Annotated in this window: 18 protein-coding genes and 3 pseudogenes; 9 read left to right on the top strand and 12 right to left on the bottom strand. The window is 71.1% G+C overall.

Annotation, left to right across the window (positions count from 1 at the left end; all coding sequences use genetic code 11):
- Positions 1–4: 4 nt before the first annotated feature.
- The 7 genes and pseudogenes from LZG04_RS32190 to LZG04_RS32160 form a co-directional block, all read right to left on the bottom strand.
- A complete protein-coding gene (locus tag LZG04_RS32190) occupies positions 5–871 on the bottom strand; it encodes an aldehyde dehydrogenase family protein (RefSeq protein ID WP_233824158.1) in 867 nt (288 codons plus the stop codon).
- Entirely contained in the window at positions 864–2,291 is a 1,428-nt protein-coding gene (locus tag LZG04_RS32185; RefSeq protein WP_233824156.1) for an aldehyde dehydrogenase family protein, read from the bottom strand. Before LZG04_RS32185 ends, LZG04_RS32190 begins: the two co-directional genes overlap by 8 nt.
- A 1-nt stretch (position 2,292) precedes the next feature.
- A complete protein-coding gene (gene deoC, locus LZG04_RS32180) occupies positions 2,293–3,264 on the bottom strand; it encodes a deoxyribose-phosphate aldolase (RefSeq protein ID WP_233824154.1) in 972 nt (323 codons plus the stop codon).
- A 70-nt stretch (positions 3,265–3,334) separates the two neighbouring features.
- Entirely contained in the window at positions 3,335–3,982 is a 648-nt protein-coding gene (locus LZG04_RS32175) for a DUF1707 domain-containing protein (RefSeq protein WP_233824152.1), read from the bottom strand.
- A gap of 24 nt (positions 3,983–4,006) precedes the next feature.
- Entirely contained in the window at positions 4,007–4,453 is a 447-nt protein-coding gene (locus LZG04_RS32170) for a hypothetical protein (protein WP_233824150.1), read from the bottom strand.
- Entirely contained in the window at positions 4,450–4,617 is a 168-nt protein-coding gene (locus LZG04_RS32165; protein WP_233824148.1) for a DUF397 domain-containing protein, read from the bottom strand. Before LZG04_RS32165 ends, LZG04_RS32170 begins: the two co-directional genes overlap by 4 nt.
- A 17-nt stretch (positions 4,618–4,634) precedes the next feature.
- Positions 4,635–5,470: pseudogene (locus LZG04_RS32160) on the bottom strand (helix-turn-helix domain-containing protein).
- 95 nt (positions 5,471–5,565) lie between these two features.
- Here LZG04_RS32160 and LZG04_RS32155 point away from each other — a divergent pair.
- Positions 5,566–5,739, top strand: a complete 174-nt coding sequence (locus LZG04_RS32155; protein WP_233824147.1) for a hypothetical protein — start codon at positions 5,566–5,568, stop codon at positions 5,737–5,739.
- Here the strand turns inward: LZG04_RS32155 and LZG04_RS32150 are convergent.
- Both LZG04_RS32150 and LZG04_RS32145 read right to left on the bottom strand, forming a co-directional pair.
- On the bottom strand, positions 5,727–6,707 hold the full coding sequence (locus LZG04_RS32150) for a Gfo/Idh/MocA family protein (protein WP_233824146.1): 981 nt from the start codon (positions 6,705–6,707) through the stop codon (positions 5,727–5,729). The genes LZG04_RS32155 and LZG04_RS32150 overlap by 13 nt on opposite strands.
- A 96-nt stretch (positions 6,708–6,803) precedes the next feature.
- Positions 6,804–8,171, bottom strand: a complete 1,368-nt coding sequence (locus LZG04_RS32145) for a metallophosphoesterase (protein WP_233824144.1) — start codon at positions 8,169–8,171, stop codon at positions 6,804–6,806.
- A 29-nt stretch (positions 8,172–8,200) separates the two neighbouring features.
- Here LZG04_RS32145 and upp point away from each other — a divergent pair, with 29 nt between their 5' ends.
- Entirely contained in the window at positions 8,201–8,827 is a 627-nt protein-coding gene (upp, locus tag LZG04_RS32140) for a uracil phosphoribosyltransferase (protein WP_233824142.1), read from the top strand.
- 147 nt (positions 8,828–8,974) lie between these two features.
- Here the strand turns inward: upp and LZG04_RS32135 are convergent, their stop codons facing one another.
- Positions 8,975–9,832, bottom strand: a complete 858-nt coding sequence (locus tag LZG04_RS32135; RefSeq protein WP_233824140.1) for an NAD(P)H-binding protein — start codon at positions 9,830–9,832, stop codon at positions 8,975–8,977.
- Between the two features lie 188 nt (positions 9,833–10,020).
- On the opposite strand from LZG04_RS32135, the gene LZG04_RS32130 reads away from it, so the two are divergent.
- On the top strand, positions 10,021–11,316 hold the full coding sequence (locus tag LZG04_RS32130) for a glycoside hydrolase family 18 protein (protein WP_233824138.1): 1,296 nt from the start codon (positions 10,021–10,023) through the stop codon (positions 11,314–11,316).
- A 63-nt stretch (positions 11,317–11,379) separates the two neighbouring features.
- On the opposite strand, the gene LZG04_RS32125 is transcribed toward LZG04_RS32130, so the two are convergent.
- On the bottom strand, positions 11,380–11,973 hold the full coding sequence (locus LZG04_RS32125) for a TetR/AcrR family transcriptional regulator (protein WP_233824136.1): 594 nt from the start codon (positions 11,971–11,973) through the stop codon (positions 11,380–11,382).
- Positions 11,974–12,048: 75 nt separating this feature from the next.
- On the opposite strand from LZG04_RS32125, the pseudogene LZG04_RS43165 reads away from it, so the two are divergent.
- The 6 genes and pseudogenes from LZG04_RS43165 to LZG04_RS32100 all read left to right on the top strand — a co-directional run.
- Positions 12,049–12,147 (top strand): annotated as a pseudogene (locus LZG04_RS43165) (ribbon-helix-helix protein, CopG family); the annotation flags it as partial.
- Positions 12,123–12,431 (top strand): annotated as a pseudogene (locus tag LZG04_RS43160) (hypothetical protein); the annotation flags it as partial. The pseudogenes LZG04_RS43165 and LZG04_RS43160, both read left to right, overlap by 25 nt.
- Before the next feature lie 223 nt (positions 12,432–12,654).
- Entirely contained in the window at positions 12,655–13,038 is a 384-nt protein-coding gene (locus tag LZG04_RS32115; RefSeq protein WP_233824131.1) for a type II toxin-antitoxin system death-on-curing family toxin, read from the top strand.
- An 84-nt stretch (positions 13,039–13,122) separates the two neighbouring features.
- Entirely contained in the window at positions 13,123–13,506 is a 384-nt protein-coding gene (locus LZG04_RS32110) for a MerR family transcriptional regulator (protein ID WP_233824129.1), read from the top strand.
- Between the two features lie 44 nt (positions 13,507–13,550).
- Entirely contained in the window at positions 13,551–14,495 is a 945-nt protein-coding gene (locus tag LZG04_RS32105; protein WP_233824225.1) for an aldo/keto reductase, read from the top strand.
- 65 nt (positions 14,496–14,560) lie between these two features.
- Entirely contained in the window at positions 14,561–15,490 is a 930-nt protein-coding gene (locus LZG04_RS32100; RefSeq protein WP_267938496.1) for an aldo/keto reductase, read from the top strand.
- Here the strand turns inward: LZG04_RS32100 and LZG04_RS32095 are convergent.
- Positions 15,487–15,939 carry an NAD(P)H-dependent oxidoreductase gene (locus LZG04_RS32095; RefSeq protein ID WP_233824125.1) on the bottom strand — a complete coding sequence of 151 codons (453 nt, stop codon included), beginning with the start codon at positions 15,937–15,939 and terminating at the stop codon, positions 15,487–15,489. The genes LZG04_RS32100 and LZG04_RS32095 overlap by 4 nt on opposite strands.
- Between the last annotated feature and the right edge of the window lie 10 nt (positions 15,940–15,949).

Raw genomic sequence — 15,949 nt, 5'->3', positions numbered from 1 at the left:
ACCGTCACACCCCGATCGGGTGCCACACGGTCTTCGTCTCCAGGAACGCCCGCAGCCGGGCCAGGTCCGGCTCGCGGGTGAAGTCCTCCGCCGGACGCGCCCGCAGCACCCGCTTCACGGTGCCCGCCGCCGCACGCTCCAGGTCGGCCCGCGTCGACTCCGGCGCGCCGGTCAGGTCCAGCGCGTTCACGTCCGCGTGCGACGCCAGCCACGGCGCGATCTCCGCGGTGCGGCCGGTCAGCACGTTCACCACGCCACCGGGCACGTCGGACGTCGCCAGCACCTCCGCCAGCGTCACCGCGGGCAGCGGCCGGTCCTGCGACGTCACGACCACCGCCGTGTTGCCGGTCGCGATCACCGGCGCGACCGCGCTGATCAACCCCAGCAGCGACGACTGCTGCGGCGCGAGCACCGCCACCACACCCGTCGGCTCCGGCACGGAGAACGAGAAGTACGGCCCGGCCACCGGGTTCGACGCGCCCAGCACCGTGGCCACCTTGTCGGTCCACCCCGCGTACCAGACCCACCGGTCGATCGCCGCGTCCACCAGGGCCTGCGCCTTCTTCGCCGCGACGCCCTCGCCGGCCGCGACCTCGGCGGCGAACTGCTCCCGCCGCCCCTCCAGCACCTCGGCCACCCGGAACAGCACCTGCCCGCGGTTGTACGCGGTCGCGCCCGACCAGCCGGGGAACGCCTTGCGCGCCGCCGCCACCGCGTCCCGGGCGTCCTTGCGCGAACCCTGCGCCGCGTTGGCCAGGAACGCGCCCTTGTGGTCGACCACCGGGTAGGACCGACCGGACTCCGAGCGCGGGAACGCCCCGCCGATGTAGAGCTTGTACGTCTTCGTGACCGCGATCCGGTTCTCAGACATCGAGGTAGGCCTCCAGCCCGGTGCGGCCGCCCTCGCGGCCGAAGCCCGACTCCTGGTAGCCGCCGAACGGGGCGGTCGGGTCGAAGCGGTTGAACGTGTTGGCCCACACCACGCCGGCGCGCATCTTCTGCGCCGCCCACAGGATGCGCGACCCCTTCTCGGTCCAGATGCCGGCCGACAGCCCGTACGGCGTGTTGTTCGCCTTGGCCACGGCCTCGTCCGGCGTGCGGAACGTCAGCACCGACAGCACCGGCCCGAAGATCTCCTCGCGCGCGATCCGCATCGCCTGCGACACGTTGGAGAACACCGTCGGCGCGAAGTAGAAGCCCTTGTCCGGCAACGGGCACGCGGACGTCCACCGCTGCGCGCCCTCGGCGTCGCCCGACTCCACCAGCTCCTGGATCTTGGTGAGCTGCTCGCGCGAGTTGATCGCGCCGACGTCGGTGTTCTTGTCCAGCGGGTCGCCGACGCGCAGCGTGGACACGCGGACGTGCAGCTTCTCCAGCAGCTCCTCGGCCACCGACTCCTGCACCAGCAGCCGCGAGCCCGCGCAGCACACGTGACCCTGGTTGAAGAAGATGCCGTTGACGATGCCCTCGACGGCCTGGTCCAGCGGCGCGTCGTCGAACACGATGTTCGCCGCCTTGCCGCCCAGCTCCAGGGTGAGCCTGCGGCCGGTGCCCGCGAGCTGCCGCTGGATGGTCTTGCCGACGTCGGTCGACCCGGTGAACGCGACCTTGTCCACGTCGGGGTGCGACACGACGGCCGCGCCGACGTCACCGGCGCCGGCGAGGATGTTGACCACACCGGGCGGCAGGTCGGCCTGCTGGATGATCTCGGCCAGCACCAGCGCGGTCAGCGGCGTGGTCTCGGCGGGCTTGAGCACCACCGTGTTGCCGGTCGCCAGCGCGGGCGCGATCTTCCACGCGGCCATCAGCAGCGGGAAGTTCCACGGGATGACCTGGCCCACCACGCCCAGCGGGCGCGGGTCGGGGCCGTGGCCCGCGTAGGCGAGCTTGTCCGCCCAACCCGCGTGGTAGAAGAAGTGCGCGGCGGCCGTGGGCACGTCCACGTCCCGCGACTCCTTGATCGGCTTGCCGTTGTCCAACGACTCCAGCACGGCCAGCTCCCGCGACCGCTCCTGGATCAGGCGGGCGATGCGGAAGATGTACTTGGCCCGCTCGGAGCCGGGCATCCGGCCCCACACGCGGTCGTAGGCGCGGCGCGCGGCCTTCACGGCCTTGTCGACGTCCGCGGGCGCGGCCGTGGAGACCTCGGCCAGGACCTCCTCCGTGCCGGGGTTGACCGTCTTCAGCGGCTCACCGGAGCCCTCGACGAACTGGCCGTCGACGAACATCCGGTAGTTCGGCTTGAGGTTCGCGATGTCCCGCGACTCGGGCGCGGGAGCGTATTCCCACATGTCAGTCCACCGTCACGTAATCGGGGCCGCTGTAGTGGCCGGCCAACTGGGTGCGCCGCTGCATCAGCAGGTCGTTGAGCAGCGTGGAGGCACCGAAGCGGAACAGGGTCGGGGTCAGCCACTGCGGTCCCGCGACCTCGTGCACCGCGACCAGGTACTTGATCGCGTCCTTGGTCGTGCGGATGCCGCCGGCGGGCTTGACGCCCCGCAGCTCGCCCGTCTGGGTGTGCCAGTCGCGGACGGCCTGCAACATCACGTGCGTGACGGGCAGCGTCGCGGCGGGGGAGACCTTGCCGGTGGACGTCTTGATGAAGTCGCCGCCCGCGAGCAGGGCCAGCCACGACGCCCGGCGGACGTTGTCGTAGGTGGCGAGCTCGCCGGTCTCCAGGATGACCTTGAGGTGCGCGTCCCCGCAGGCGTGCTTCACCTGCGCGATCTCGTCGAACACCTGGCCGTACCGGCCGGACAGGAACGCGCCCCGGTCGATCACCATGTCGATCTCGGTGGCGCCCGCGTCGACGGCGTAGGCGGTGTCCTCGAGCTTCACCTTCAGGCTCGAGCGGCCGGACGGGAACGCGGTCGCGACGCTGGCGATGTCGATGTCGGTGCCCCGCAGCTCCTCGACCGCCGTCCCGACCATGTCCGGGTACACGCAGACGGCGGCGACCCGCGGCACGTCCGGGTGGTCCGGGTCGGGTCTGCGCGCCTTCGCCGCGAGCGACCGCACCTTGCCGGGGGTGTCGGCGCCTTCCAGCGTGGTCAGGTCGACCATGCTGATCGCGGTGTCGATGGCCCACATCTTGCTGGCCTTCTTGATGCTGCGGGTGCCCAGACCGGCCGCGCGCTGTTCGACGCCGACCTGGTCCACACCGGGCAGCCCGTGCAGGAACCGGCGCAGCGACGCGTCGTCGCGCACGGCGTCCGCGAGCGCCGGGGGCAGCTGCGCTGGCGGTGGAGTAGTCGGAGCGGCCATGCCGCCGAGTCTAGGCGGACTGGGACGGCCGTCCCAAGTGAGCGACTTCGGGCAGGTCAGCAGCCGTGCGCTAGCTCTCCAGCTCGTCGCGCGAGCGGCCCTTCAGCTTCTTCTTTTTCGGCCGGCGCACCTCGACCGCGCCCATCATCGCGAACCCGGTGATCTTCACGACCGGTCCGCCGGGGATGGTCGGCGCGCCCTTGTGGGTGGCATCCTCGAACGCGCCCATGAAGCCGATGCCCGACACCTGGACCGTGACGTCCTCGGGCACGATGATCTCCACCCCGCCCATGAGCGCGAAGGCGTTGATCGTCGTCTCGCCCTGCGCGAAGCGGGCCCGCGTCAGGTCCAGCTCGACCCCGCCCATGATCGCGACCGCGGTGTGCGTCGGCGGCACGACCCAGTCGCCCCGCCGCTCCACGCCCGACCAGAACGCGAACGAGACCGTGGAGCCGGCCGGGCCGCCGATGCGCGACGCGGGGGCGTGGTGCTGCAACGGCACGGGCATCACCGACGGCGCGGGCACGCCCAGGTCGGCGGTCAGCGGCAACAGCTCGCCGTAGGTCTTGGCCGCGTACACCGCCGCGAGGCGTTCGTCCAGCTCGTGGAGGTCGAGCCGGCCCTCGCCGTGGGCCTGCTGGAGCACCTGGGCGACCTTCTCGCGGTCGGCGTCCGAGGCGCGCATCTGACGGGGGTCCGGGACCAACTCGTCGCTCACCCGGGTGAGTCTAGGAGAGCGGGCTCACGTTCCAGTCGCGATGACGACGAGTTCGCCGGATTTCACGTCGAGGAACGCCACCGCGTGCCACCGCTCCTGGTCGAACGCCGCGTCCAACGCGTCCCCGGTCAGGAACGGCCCGCCCGGCAACTCCCCGCGCAGCCCCTCCACCACGTCCGGCGTCCTGCCCTCGTCGACCGGCGCGTACGCGGACCGCACCCGCTCGACCTCCGCCGACGGCAGCGCCACGACCGCGTCGATCCAGTAGGTCGACGGTCCCGGCACGTCGGCCCGCCCGAACGTGCCGGACATCCACCGCGCCCCGGAAGGCGCGCCGAGCACGGGGAAGCGCCGCAGGAGCGGGTCGAGGTCGGTCCGCAGCTCCCCGGTCCCCGCCTTCGCCGCCGGCTGCGCCTGCCCCTGGCACCCGACCAGCGCCACGGCCACGACGAGCGCGCCGACCCACCTCACCGAGCGAAGACCGACCAGTCGACCTTGCCGAAGAGGAGCACGGGCCCGTCGGGGTTCTTCGAATCGCGAACGGCGGTGCGATCGGCGACGCGGGCGATCTCCACGCAGTTGGCTTGACCGCTGCTGCGGCTGCTCTTGCGCCAGCGTGCGTTGGTGAGGTCCATCGAGTGCACTCCTCGCATCACGTCGACTTGCCGATGAGCTTGGCGATGAGCCCGACCGACTCCTCCGGGGGCAACGCCAAGGCACGCAGCTTCTGCCAGGCAAGCCTAGCGTCGTTGAGGTGGCGTTCCTCTTCGAGGAAAGTGCTCGTGCTCCGGCTCTCCACGTAGACGAGAGCGGGCTGGTCGGTGAACTCCAGTCGGACGAACGGGCCTTCCAGGCCGGGGTGTGCCGGGGCCTCGAACGGCACCACCTGCATCGAGATGTTCGCCCGGCCGGCCAGGGCGATCAGGTGGCGCAACTGGGCTCGCATCATGGCGGGCTCGCCGAGGTGGCGGCGGAGTGCGCCTTCGTCGATCAGCAGGTGCACCTGTGCGCGTCCCAAGACGACCTGCCGTCCCATGCGGGTGGCGACCAGGGTGTTCAGCTCGGCGTCCGAAGGCTGTCGTGGGTTCCCTCGATGATCGCTCGGGCGTAGTCGGGGGTCTGGGCGAGGCCGGGGATCAGCAGGGGCTCGTAGTTGTAGAGGGCGGTGGCCTCGGCCTCGAAGCCGATGAGGTCCTTCCAGTTGTTGGGCAGCTTGCCGTGGATGGCGTGCCAGTTGCGGTGTTCTCCGGCGCGGACGAGGTCGACCAGTTCTTGCCGCAGCGCGGCCGGCGCGCGCAGGTAGCCGAGGATCGCCGCCACCTCGTCGGCGCGCAGGCCGCGGTTGCCGGTCTCCATGCGGCTGATCTTGCTCTCCGAGCAGCCGATCGCGTTGGCCACGTCCGCGCAGCTCAGACCCCTGGCCAAGCGCAACGCGCGCAGTTCCGTCGATACCCGCCGCTGCCGGACGGATGCCCCCTTGCGTGTCATGGCGCGACTGTTCCGCCTTGCCACCCGGGCACGAAAGCCGTGTCACCCGAAGGGGAGCGTTGCCCGACCGCGGCGCAAGGCGCCACCGTTGCGGTGTGGAGAAGACCTGGGAGATCAGCGGCGCTGCCGCCAACTGGACGATGACCGTCTCGATCCTCGAACTCCGCGACGCGGACCTGCCGCCGCCGGACTTCGAGGGCTTGGTCGAGCACTTCCGGACCGTGATCGACCTGACCGAGGCGCTCTGGCAGCTCCGTCAGCTCGGTTGACGCACCGGCAACCCGGCGGCGCGGTAGATGTCGTCCACGACCCGCATCGTGGCCACCGCGTCGTCCGCCGTCGTCGGGAACGGCTTGCCGTGCAGGACGGCATCCGCGAACGCCTCCAACTGGTACTCGTACGACGGCCGCCGGTCGAACCGCTCGACCCGGCGGTGGCCGTCCAGCTTCACCGCGAGCCGGTGCCCGGCCTGCGGCGCGAAGGGGTTGAACACGCGCAGCTCGCCGTTCGCGCCCAACACCTTCGCCGAGAGCCTCAGCAACGACCGGGACCACATCGACGCCACCACGGTCCCGGTGTGCCCGGCCGGGAACTTCAGCTCCGCCCGCATCGCCCGGTCGACGCCGTCACCCTTCAGCAACGCCCGCGCCGACTTCACCTCCGGCTCGCCACCGAGGTACCGCACCATGTTCACCGCGTAACAACCGGCGTCCATTAACGCCCCACCGGCCAGCTCCAGCGAGTACCGGATGTCCTTGAACCGCGGCAACGGGAACGCCAACCGCGCCTCCACGTGCCGCAGTTCACCCAACTCGGCGACCACTTCCGGCAACCGCAACGCCAACGGGTGGTAGCGGTAGTGGAACGCCTCCATCACCACCAGCCCGCTTTCCCGGGCTGCCCGCGCCACCGCCGCGGCCTCGTCCGCGTTCGCCGCGAACGGCTTCTCGCACAACACGTGCTTCCCCGCCGCCAACGCCTTCAACGTCCACTTCCCGTGCAACCCGTTGGGCAACGGGATGTAGACGGCGTCCAAGTCGGGGTCGTCCACCAGCTCTTCGTACGTCCCGTGCACCTTGGCGATCCCGAACCGGTCCGCGAACTGACGTGCCCGCCCGACCTCCCGCGCCGCCACCGCCGCCACCTCGACCGACGCCACGGACCGCCCCGGCCTCACCAACGCCGCCGGCACGATCCGCGCCGCCCCCAACACCCCGATCCGCACGTGGTCGGCCATGTCAGTTCGTTACCCCGCTCAGCACATCGTCAACCCCGAGCCGCCTGATCTCCGGGTAATAGGGATCCAACTCCCCAACCTCGAACCTCACCTGCTTCACCGCCCACCACAACCGGTCACCGACGAAGCCCTGGGTCTTGTACGACCCATCCGGCAGCACGACCGCGGTGCCGTGGTCGCCGTGCACCCCGGACGCGGTTTCGACACCCGGACGTAGCGCTTCTCGGGACGCGGCGTGACGGTCGCGGTCGGGTGGGCCACCCGGGTGGCTTCCACCACGCGGTCGAAGAAGGTGTCCAGTCCCCGGTTCGCCCGTTCCGCCGACGCGGTCGACCTCGGCTCCCGGCCCGGGACCGGCACGACCGCCGGAGTGGCGGGCTCGTCGCGCACGCTCATGAGCCGGAAGTCGACCGTCAAGGGGACCGCGAGCTGCCCTTGGACGGCGCTCAGCGTCCGTCCGCCTTGCTGCCGCAACAGCTCGCGGAACCGCTCGACCTGGCGGTCGCCGAGGCCGATCCCGTCTCCTTCGTGCGTGACCGGGATGGTCGAGTTCAGCCCCGCGACCACGACGCCCAGCTCCGGGTAGTCGAACAGGGTCCACGGCTCGTCGGGCGTGAAGCTGAACCTCGAGCCGTAGAACTCCTGGAACGCCGCCGCGAACGGTCCCCACTTCGGCCAGAACGGCGGTGTCGGGGTTCGGCCCCACGCCTGCTCGAGCTGGAAGTACGCCTCGCACGCCAGCTTGTTCACGTCACGCGATCCGGGCACGACGACCACCCGTTCGCGGGGCAGCTTCACCGCGTCCGCCAGCTCGGCCAGGAACCGGAACCCCTGCTCGAACTCGTCCGGCCTGCCGTGCTCGGTCAGGTCGCCGGTGAACACCACCAGGTCGGGGCGCAGCTCGGCGAAGTCCGGGGGCTGCAACACGTCGTTCCCGGACCCGAACCGCGTACCGGCCAGGTGGAGCACGGTGAGGTCGTCCGGTTCGTCGGGCAGCTCCTGCCGCAGCCGGTCGGCCGGGATCGTGTGGCCGTCCCGGGCCGCGATGCCGGCCACGCGGCCGGTGACCGGATCCCACACCGGGCCGCCGGGTTCGCGCGGCACCGCGTCGTCCGGCCGCACCAGCCGTCCGGCGACGTGGTCGACCGGAGGTGCGATCAGCCGGGCGGGCGTGACGCGTGCCGGCAGGTACAGGTGCAGCGTGGCGACATCGTCACCGGGGGTGTTCTCGCGCACGGCCCAGTGGTGCACGCGGGCCGGGACCGATTCGCCGTTCAACGCGGGGAAGTGGACGTCGACGGGCTGCGTCGGGCGACCGGTCTCGTGTGGGTCGCGGCCCAGGGCGAGGTTGACGACGTGGGCGCACGTGACGACATGGCCACCCACCACGACTCCCGCGCCCACCGTTCGCCCGGTCGCGTCGGTGAAGCGGACGACGGAGGTGGGTAACGAGCCGTCGGGCATCGGTCAGAGGTACCACATACTGTTCGACCATGGACGTCCTCGTTGTCGATCACCCACTGGCCCGGGCGCGGTTGACCACCATGCGTGATGCCCGCACCGACAACGCGGCGTTCCGCGCCGCGCTGCACGAGTTGACCGTGATGCTCGTGTACGAGGCCACGCGCGACCTGCCCGTGGCCGAGGAGCGGGTGCACACGCCCGTCGCCCGCACCACCGGCTACCGGCTGGCCAACCCGCCGCTGCTGGTGCCCGTCCTCCGCGCCGGCCTCGGCATGGCCGACCAGGCGCACAAGCTCATCCCGGACGCGCAGATGGGCTTCGTCGGCCTGGCGCGCGACGAGGAGACGCTCCAGCCCACGCCGTACATGGAGTCGCTGCCCGACTCGCTGGCCGGCCGGCCGGTGTTCGTGCTGGACCCGATGCTCGCCACCGGCGGCTCGATGGCGTACACGATCCGCCTGCTGACCGACCGCGGCGCGACCGACGTGACGGCGATCTGCGCCCTGGCCGCGCCGGAGGGCATCAAGCACCTGGAGGACTCCGCCCACCCCGTGCGCCTGGTCACGGCCAGCATCGACGAGCGCCTGAACGACTCGGGCTTCATCGTCCCCGGCCTGGGCGACGCGGGCGACCGCCAATACGGCGCCGTCCACTGACCGCGAGAGTCCTACCTCCACGCCGCGAGAGTCCTACGTTCACGACCCCCGAGTTCAACGCTCAGCCCGAACGCCGTTAGCCGTGAGCGTTGAGCTCGAGGGGGGCGAACGTAGGACTCTCGCGCGGTGAACGTAGGACTCTCGCGGTCAGGTCAGGGATGAAGAGTGGTCGGCGGCCCAGGTGGACAGGGTGCGGCCGGGGTGGCCCGTGACGGCGGTGAAGTCCGGGGTGAGGGAGGCCGGTTCCTCGGCGTGCTGCGCCATGTACCCGAGCAGGTACTCGGCCACGTCGTAGGGCAGGCCCTCGTCGCGGATCAACGTGGCGCGGGCCTGGCCGTAGGTCACGCGTTCGAAGCGGATCGGGCGGCCCAGGCCGCGGCCGATCGCGGCGGCCTGGTCGACGTGGGTCAGGGCTTCCGGGCCGCTCAACGTGTACGCCTTGCCGGCGTGGCCGTCGTGCAGCAACGCGTGCACGGCGACCTCGGCCACGTCGTCCTCGTGCACCGGAGCGCCCACCGACTCCGGGAACGGCGCCCGCACCACGCCTTCCTGCTTGATCGTCCGCGCCCAGATCAGCTTGTTGGCCATGAACTCACCCGGCCGCACGTGCGTCCACGCCACGCCGGACGCCTCGATCACCCGCTCCACGTCGTGGTGCAGCTCGTAGCTGCCCGGCCGCCGAACGGTCACCGCGCTGCTGGACAGGTACACCACCCGCCGCAGGTCCGGCGCGCGGTCCAGGAACGCCCGGGCGTGCGCCACCGCGTCCTCCGACTCGATCGCGGCCAGCAGGAACGCCGCCGTCACGCCCGCCAGCGGCAGCTCGGCCGGCCGGGTCAGGTCACCTCCCACCACCTCCACGCCCGCGGGCAGCACGGCTCGGGCCGGGTCGCGCGTCAACGCCTTCACCGGCACGCCCGCCGCGGCCAACTGCCGCACGACCGCGCCGCCGATCGTGCCGGTCGCACCCGTCACCAGGATCGTCACAAGCTCCCCCTCGACCATGTATTCAAACTTGAGTACGGCGAAGCTAGCGCGATCACCACCCACCGCGCACATGCAAAACCTTGCAAGGAACTCGAAGGAAATTCGTATTACCGGATTCGGCCGAACGGACGTAGAGGTGGTCTAGACCTCATCACTACCGTGGTCTGGACCACACCGGAACACGCCGCCGCACCGCGAGGAGAAGCATGTCGAGCAGGAGATGGGTGCTCCCGGCCCTCCTGGCCGCCGCGATGACCGTGTCGTCGGCCCCGCAAGCCGTCGCGCACGGCAAGAACGACAACCACGGGCACGGCAAGGACGAGCGCGTCGTCGGCTACTACACCCAGTGGAGCGGCTACGACCGCAACTTCCTGGTGCGCGACCTCGTCGCCAACGGGACCGCGCCGCGGCTGACCCACCTCAACTACGCCTTCGGCTTCCTCGACGAGTCCGGCAAGTGCGTCAGCGCCGACCCGTGGGCGGACTACCAGCGGCCGTTCAGCGCCGAGCAGAGCGTCAACGGGGTCGCCGACGTCGCGGGCCAACCGCTGTCGGGCAACCTCAACCAGCTCAAGCAGCTCAAGGCCAAGTACCCGAAGCTGCGGATCAACATCTCGCTCGGCGGCTGGACCGGCTCGAAGTACTTCTCCAACGCCGCCCTCACCCCCGAGTCGCGCGCCGCGCACGTGGCGTCGTGCCTGGACCTGTGGCTCAAGGGCAACCTGCCCGACGCCCCCGGTGCGGCGGCCGGCGTGTTCGACGGCGTCGACCTGGACTGGGAGTGGCCGTCGTCCGAGGCCGCGCCCGGCAACGTCGTGCGGCCCGAGGACAAGCAGAACTTCACCGCGCTGCTGCGTGAGTACCGCAAGCAACTGGGCAAGCTGACCTCGCGCACCGGCAAGCGCTACGACCTCACCGCGTTCCTGCCCGCCAACCCGGCCCAGGTCGACCGGGGCTTCGAGGTGGAGGAGGTCTTCGAGCAGTTGACCTTCGGCACGATCCAGGGCTACGACTACCACGGCGCGTGGGAGCCGCTGACCAACCAGCAGTCGGCGATCCGCACGCCCGCCGCCGACCCGACCTCGCCGCCGTTCAGCTCGCAGGTCGCGATCGACCACTACCTGCGCAACGGTGCGCCGAAGCACAAGGTCGTGATGGGCGTGCCGTTCTACAGCCGGGGCTGGACCGGCGTCCGCAACGAGGACAACGGCCTGTTCCAGCCCGCCGCGGGCCCCGCCCCCGCGACCTACGAGGCCGGCTACGAGGACTACCGGATCCTCAAGGCCCAACTGTCCAAGTTCACCGTGCACCGGGATGCCAAGGCCGGGCACGCGTGGCTGTTCGACGGCACCACGTTCTGGACCTGGGACGACCCGGTCGAGATGAAGCGCAAGGGTCGCTACGTGGCCGACCGTCGCCTTGGCGGCGCGATGATCTGGTCGCTCGACGGTGACACCGCCGACGGCGAGCTGATCAAGGCGCTCACCAGCGGACTGTCCTGATCGGGGCAGTCCACGGGGTCCGGGGAGGTTTCGCGGCGGCCACCTCCCCGGGCCCCACCTTTTTCACGACACGCGCCAACCGTCCGCGTGGGCACGCAGAGCGCGCTCGTAGACGGGGGCGATCTCCACACCGGGCGGCAGGTTGCCGTTGAGCTCGAGGCTGACCAGGCCGTGCACCATGCCCCACATCGCCAGCGCGATCCGCTCCGGCGGCTCCGGCGTGAACAGCCCGGCCTCCACGGCGCGCCCGACGTCCCGCACGACGGGCAGGAACGTCTGGACGGCGGCCTGCTTCGTCTCGTCGGACGGTTCGAAGTTCGGCACGACCTTGCTGAACATCACCAGGTAGAACTGCGGGTCGGCCAGGGCGCTCGCCCGGTAGGCCAGGCCGATCTGGACCAGGTCCTCCACCGGGTCGTCGGTCTGCGGCACGCTCGCGATGCGTTCACCGAATCGGCGGAACGCCTCCTCGTACACGGCGTTCAGCAGTGCCGGCTTGCCGCCGAACAGCGAGTACACCGCCGTGGTCGAGGTGTTGACATCCGCCGCGAGCCTGCGCAAGCTCAGGGCGCCGGGGCCTTCGGTGGACAGCAGTTCGCCCGCCCGCTCGAGCAACCGGCCGCGGAGCGCATCGTCGTGTGTCTTCGGTCGTGGCACCGGGGCATCGTATCGCAACACTGTTATAAATCGCGGCCTGGCCATTGTGGTATCAAGTTGGTACCGTCATTCTCCATGGCGATGACTCTGCGTCTGAGCGACGAGGAGAACCGGCGGCTCGACGAACTCGCCGCCGCCGAGGGCCGTTCGAAGCAGGAGGTCGTGCGCTTGGCCCTGGCCGAGCGGTGGGCCCGGTTGCAGAAGGAAGAACAGCTGTCCGAAGTCCTCGGACGCGTGCTGCCCAAGTACCGGGGCCTGCTCGACCGCCTCGGCTCCGCCTGACCCGGACGCGTCCCGGGGTTGCGGGTTCCCGCACCTCTGCGCGACCGGCCGACCACGCTGCGACACCTTCGGGTGACGACCCCGCACGCGCTCGCCGTTCGAACACATGTTCGATACGATCAATCCATGCAGCTCAACCGCCGCACGCCCGGACGTTCACCGGCACACCTGTGTGAACGTCCACGACGGTCCGGAGCGCACCGGTATGGTGCGCCGTTGAAGATCGGGCTGCGTCCAGGTTGCGCTTCGGTGCACAACGCGGCCGACACCATCCTCGCCGCCGGTCCGGCGGGGAGGCGATACGGACCTGAGGGGGTGGGTGGTGGCGCCGGAGACGTCCCGGAAGCGGCGTGGCCGCGCCGGAGTCCCCGCCCCTCAGGACAGGGAGCGCGTCAAGCAGTGGTCAACTACCTCGACGCCGGCGACTTGCTCGTGCTGGCGACCGCCGTCACCGGCGGGGACCTGGTCGTGCGCGACTTAGGTCTCCTCGACTCCGCAGCCCACCGCCCCCGGGCCACCGTGCTGGGGGTCGAGGCCTACGACACGCTCTGGCTGAAAGCTTCCGCGTTGCTCGACTCCATCGTCCGCACGCGCCCGTTGGCCGAGGGCAACTGGCGGTTGGGCTGGGTCGCCGCCGTGACGTTGTGCGACATCAACGGCTGGTGGATCGACGCGGAAGAGGACGAGGCCCTCGACCTGGTGCGCGCGCTGGGCCGGGAGCAGATCGACGTGGCCGGCATGGCCGCCCACCTGGAGGCGTGGAGCCTGCCCAAGGACGACTGAACGGCGCGGGGCCGCGTGACGACCTCACCGAATGCCCCGAATCGGGTTGACCTGGAGTGCACTCCAGCTCCTACGGTCGACACCGTGACTTACTCGATCGCCCAAGCGGCCGAGCGCAGTGGGTTGTCGATCGACACCCTGCGCTACTACGAACGGATCGGCCTGGTCGACCCGCCCGCCCGGGACTCCGGCGGGCGGCGCACCTACAGCGACGACGACCTGGGCTGGTTGGCCTTCCTGACGCGGCTGCGCACCACCGGCATGCCCATCCGCATGATGCGCGAGTACGCGCAGCTCAGGCACCGCGGCGCGGCCACCGCGGGCCGGCGCAAGCAGATGCTGTTCGAGCACCGCGCCTCGGTGCGCGCGCGGATCGCCGAGCTCCAGTCGTGCCTGGAGGTGCTCGACTACAAGATCACGCACTACGAGCAGATCGAGCACACGTTCATCGAGGGGATCACCGCGTGAGGTCGTTGGGACAACTCCGGGTCGGCGCGCAGGGCCTGGGCTGCATGGGCATGAGCCAGTCCTACGGCGTCGGCGACGAGGCCGAGTCGATCGCCACCGTCCACCGGGCGCTGGACCTCGGCGTCACGCTCCTGGACACCGCCGACGTCTACGGCGGCGTCACGCGTCCGGGCACCGCCGACCCGGGCGGCGTGGGCGCGAACGAGGAGCTGGTGGGCCGGGCGATCAAGGGCCGCCGCGACGAGGTGGTGATCGCGACCAAGTTCGGGCTCGCCGACCCCGACCGCAGGCCGCGCGGTGACGCGGCCTACGTCAAGCAGGCGGCGGAGGCGTCGTTGCGGCGGCTGCGGGTCGACCACATCGACCTGTACTACCAGCACCGCGTCGACCCGAAGGTGCCGATCGAGGAGACCGTCGGGGCGATGGCCGAGCTGGTCGCCGAGGGCAAGGTGCGCCACATCGGACTGTCCGAGGCGGGTGCGGCCACGATCCGACGCGCGCACGCCGTGCACCCGATCAGCGCGTTGCAGAGCGAGTGGTCGCTGTGGACGCGCGACATCGAGGCCGAGATCGCGCCCACGTGCCGTGAGCTGGGCATCGGCATCGTGCCGTTCTCGCCGCTGGGCCGCGGCTTCCTGACCGGCCGCCTCACGTCCGTCGCCGACCTGGGCGAGGACGACGCCCGGCGCACCATGCCCCGGTTCGCCGAGGAGAACTTCGCCCGCAACACGGCCATCGTGGAGGCGCTGCGCGCGCTGGCCGCCGAACGCGGCGTCACGCCCGGTCAGCTCGCGCTGGCGTGGGTGCACCACCAGGGCGAGGACGTCGTGCCGATCCCGGGCACCAAGCGGGTGAAGTACCTGGAGGAGAACGTCGCCGCCGCCTCGCTCGACCTCACCGCCGACGAGCTGCGCGCGATCGAGGCCGCCGCACCCGCCGTCGCGGGCGAGCGGTACCCGGCGGAGTTCCTGAAGCTCTCGAACAGGTAAGGGGGAAGACCGTGGAGAACCGCACGTTGGGCGCGCTCGAGGTCAGCGCGCAGGGCCTGGGCTGCATGGGCATGAGCGACTTCTACGGCCCCGGTGACGAGAACGAGTCCACCGCCACCATCCACCGCGCGCTGGACCTGGGCGTCCGGTTCCTCGACACGGCCGACATGTACGGGCCATTCACCAACGAGGAGCTGGTGGGGCGGGCCATCAAGGGCCGCCGGGACGAGGTCGTGCTGGCGACGAAGTTCGCCATCGTGCGCGAACCGGGGCTGCCGCGGTCCGAGTGGGGCCTGCGCGGCGACCCGGCGTACGTCAAGCAGGCGGCCGAGGCGTCGTTGCGGCGGTTGCAGGTCGACCACATCGACCTGTACTACCAGCACCGCGTCGACCCGAAGGTGCCGATCGAGGAGACCGTCGGCGCGATGGCCGAGCTGGTCGCCGAGGGCAAGGTGCGCCACATCGGCCTGTCCGAGGCGGGCGCGGAGACGATCCGGCGGGCGCACGCCGTGCACCCGGTCGCGGCCGTGCAGACCGAGTGGTCGCTGTGGTCGCGCGACATCGAGGACGAGGTCGCGCCCACCTGCCGTGAGCTGGGCATCGGCATCGTGGCGTACTCGCCGCTGGGCCGCGGCTTCCTCACCGGCCGCTACACGTCGAAGGACGACTTCGCGGCGGGCGACTTCCGGCTGATCGGCCAGCCCCGGTTCGCGGAGGGGAACTTCGCCCGCAACCTGGCGCTGGTGGAGTCGCTGCGCGAGGTGGCACGGGAGCACGACGTGACGCCGGGGCAGATCGCGCTGGCGTGGGTGCACCACCAGGGCGCCGTGCCCATCCCCGGCACCAAGCGGGTGAAGTACCTGGAGGAGAACGCCGCCGCGGCCGAGCTGGAGCTGACCGAGGCGCAGCTGGCCCGCATCGCCGCCGCCGTGCCGCCGGACGCCGTGGCCGGCTCCCGTTACTCGACCGAGGTGCTGCCCTCGCTGGGCCGTTAGACCATCACCGTGGCCGCGACGGTGGCGCCGAGCTCCCGGCACCTCAGCCTGGCGTCACCGTCCGGCGCGCCCGTCAGGGTCAGCGTCGGCGCCACCGCCCGCCACCCCAACCCACCCGTGATGTCCCGCAACGCCTTCACCGCACCCTCCACGCCCAGGTTGCCGTGCACGTACGCCCCGAACGGCCGACCGCGCGTGGCGTCCAGGCAGGGGTAGTAGACGGTGTCGAAGAAGTGCTTCAACGCCCCGCTGATGTACCCGATGTTGACCGGCGTGCCGAGCAGGTAGCCGTCGGCGGCCAGCACGTCGGACGCGGTCGCGGACAGGGCGGGGCGCCGGAGCACCTCGACGCCCTCGATGTCCGGGTCGGTCGCCCCCTCCACCACCGCCTCGAACAGCTCCTGCATGGCGGGCGACGGCGTGTGGTGCACGATCAGCAGGCGGGGCACGCGGCCCAGG

The organism is Saccharothrix sp. S26 (assembly GCF_021390395.1).
Classification (GTDB): domain Bacteria; phylum Actinomycetota; class Actinomycetes; order Mycobacteriales; family Pseudonocardiaceae; genus Actinosynnema.
The sequence above is the reverse complement of the archived record's forward strand: the minus strand, read 5'-3'. Positions and strand labels throughout refer to the sequence as shown.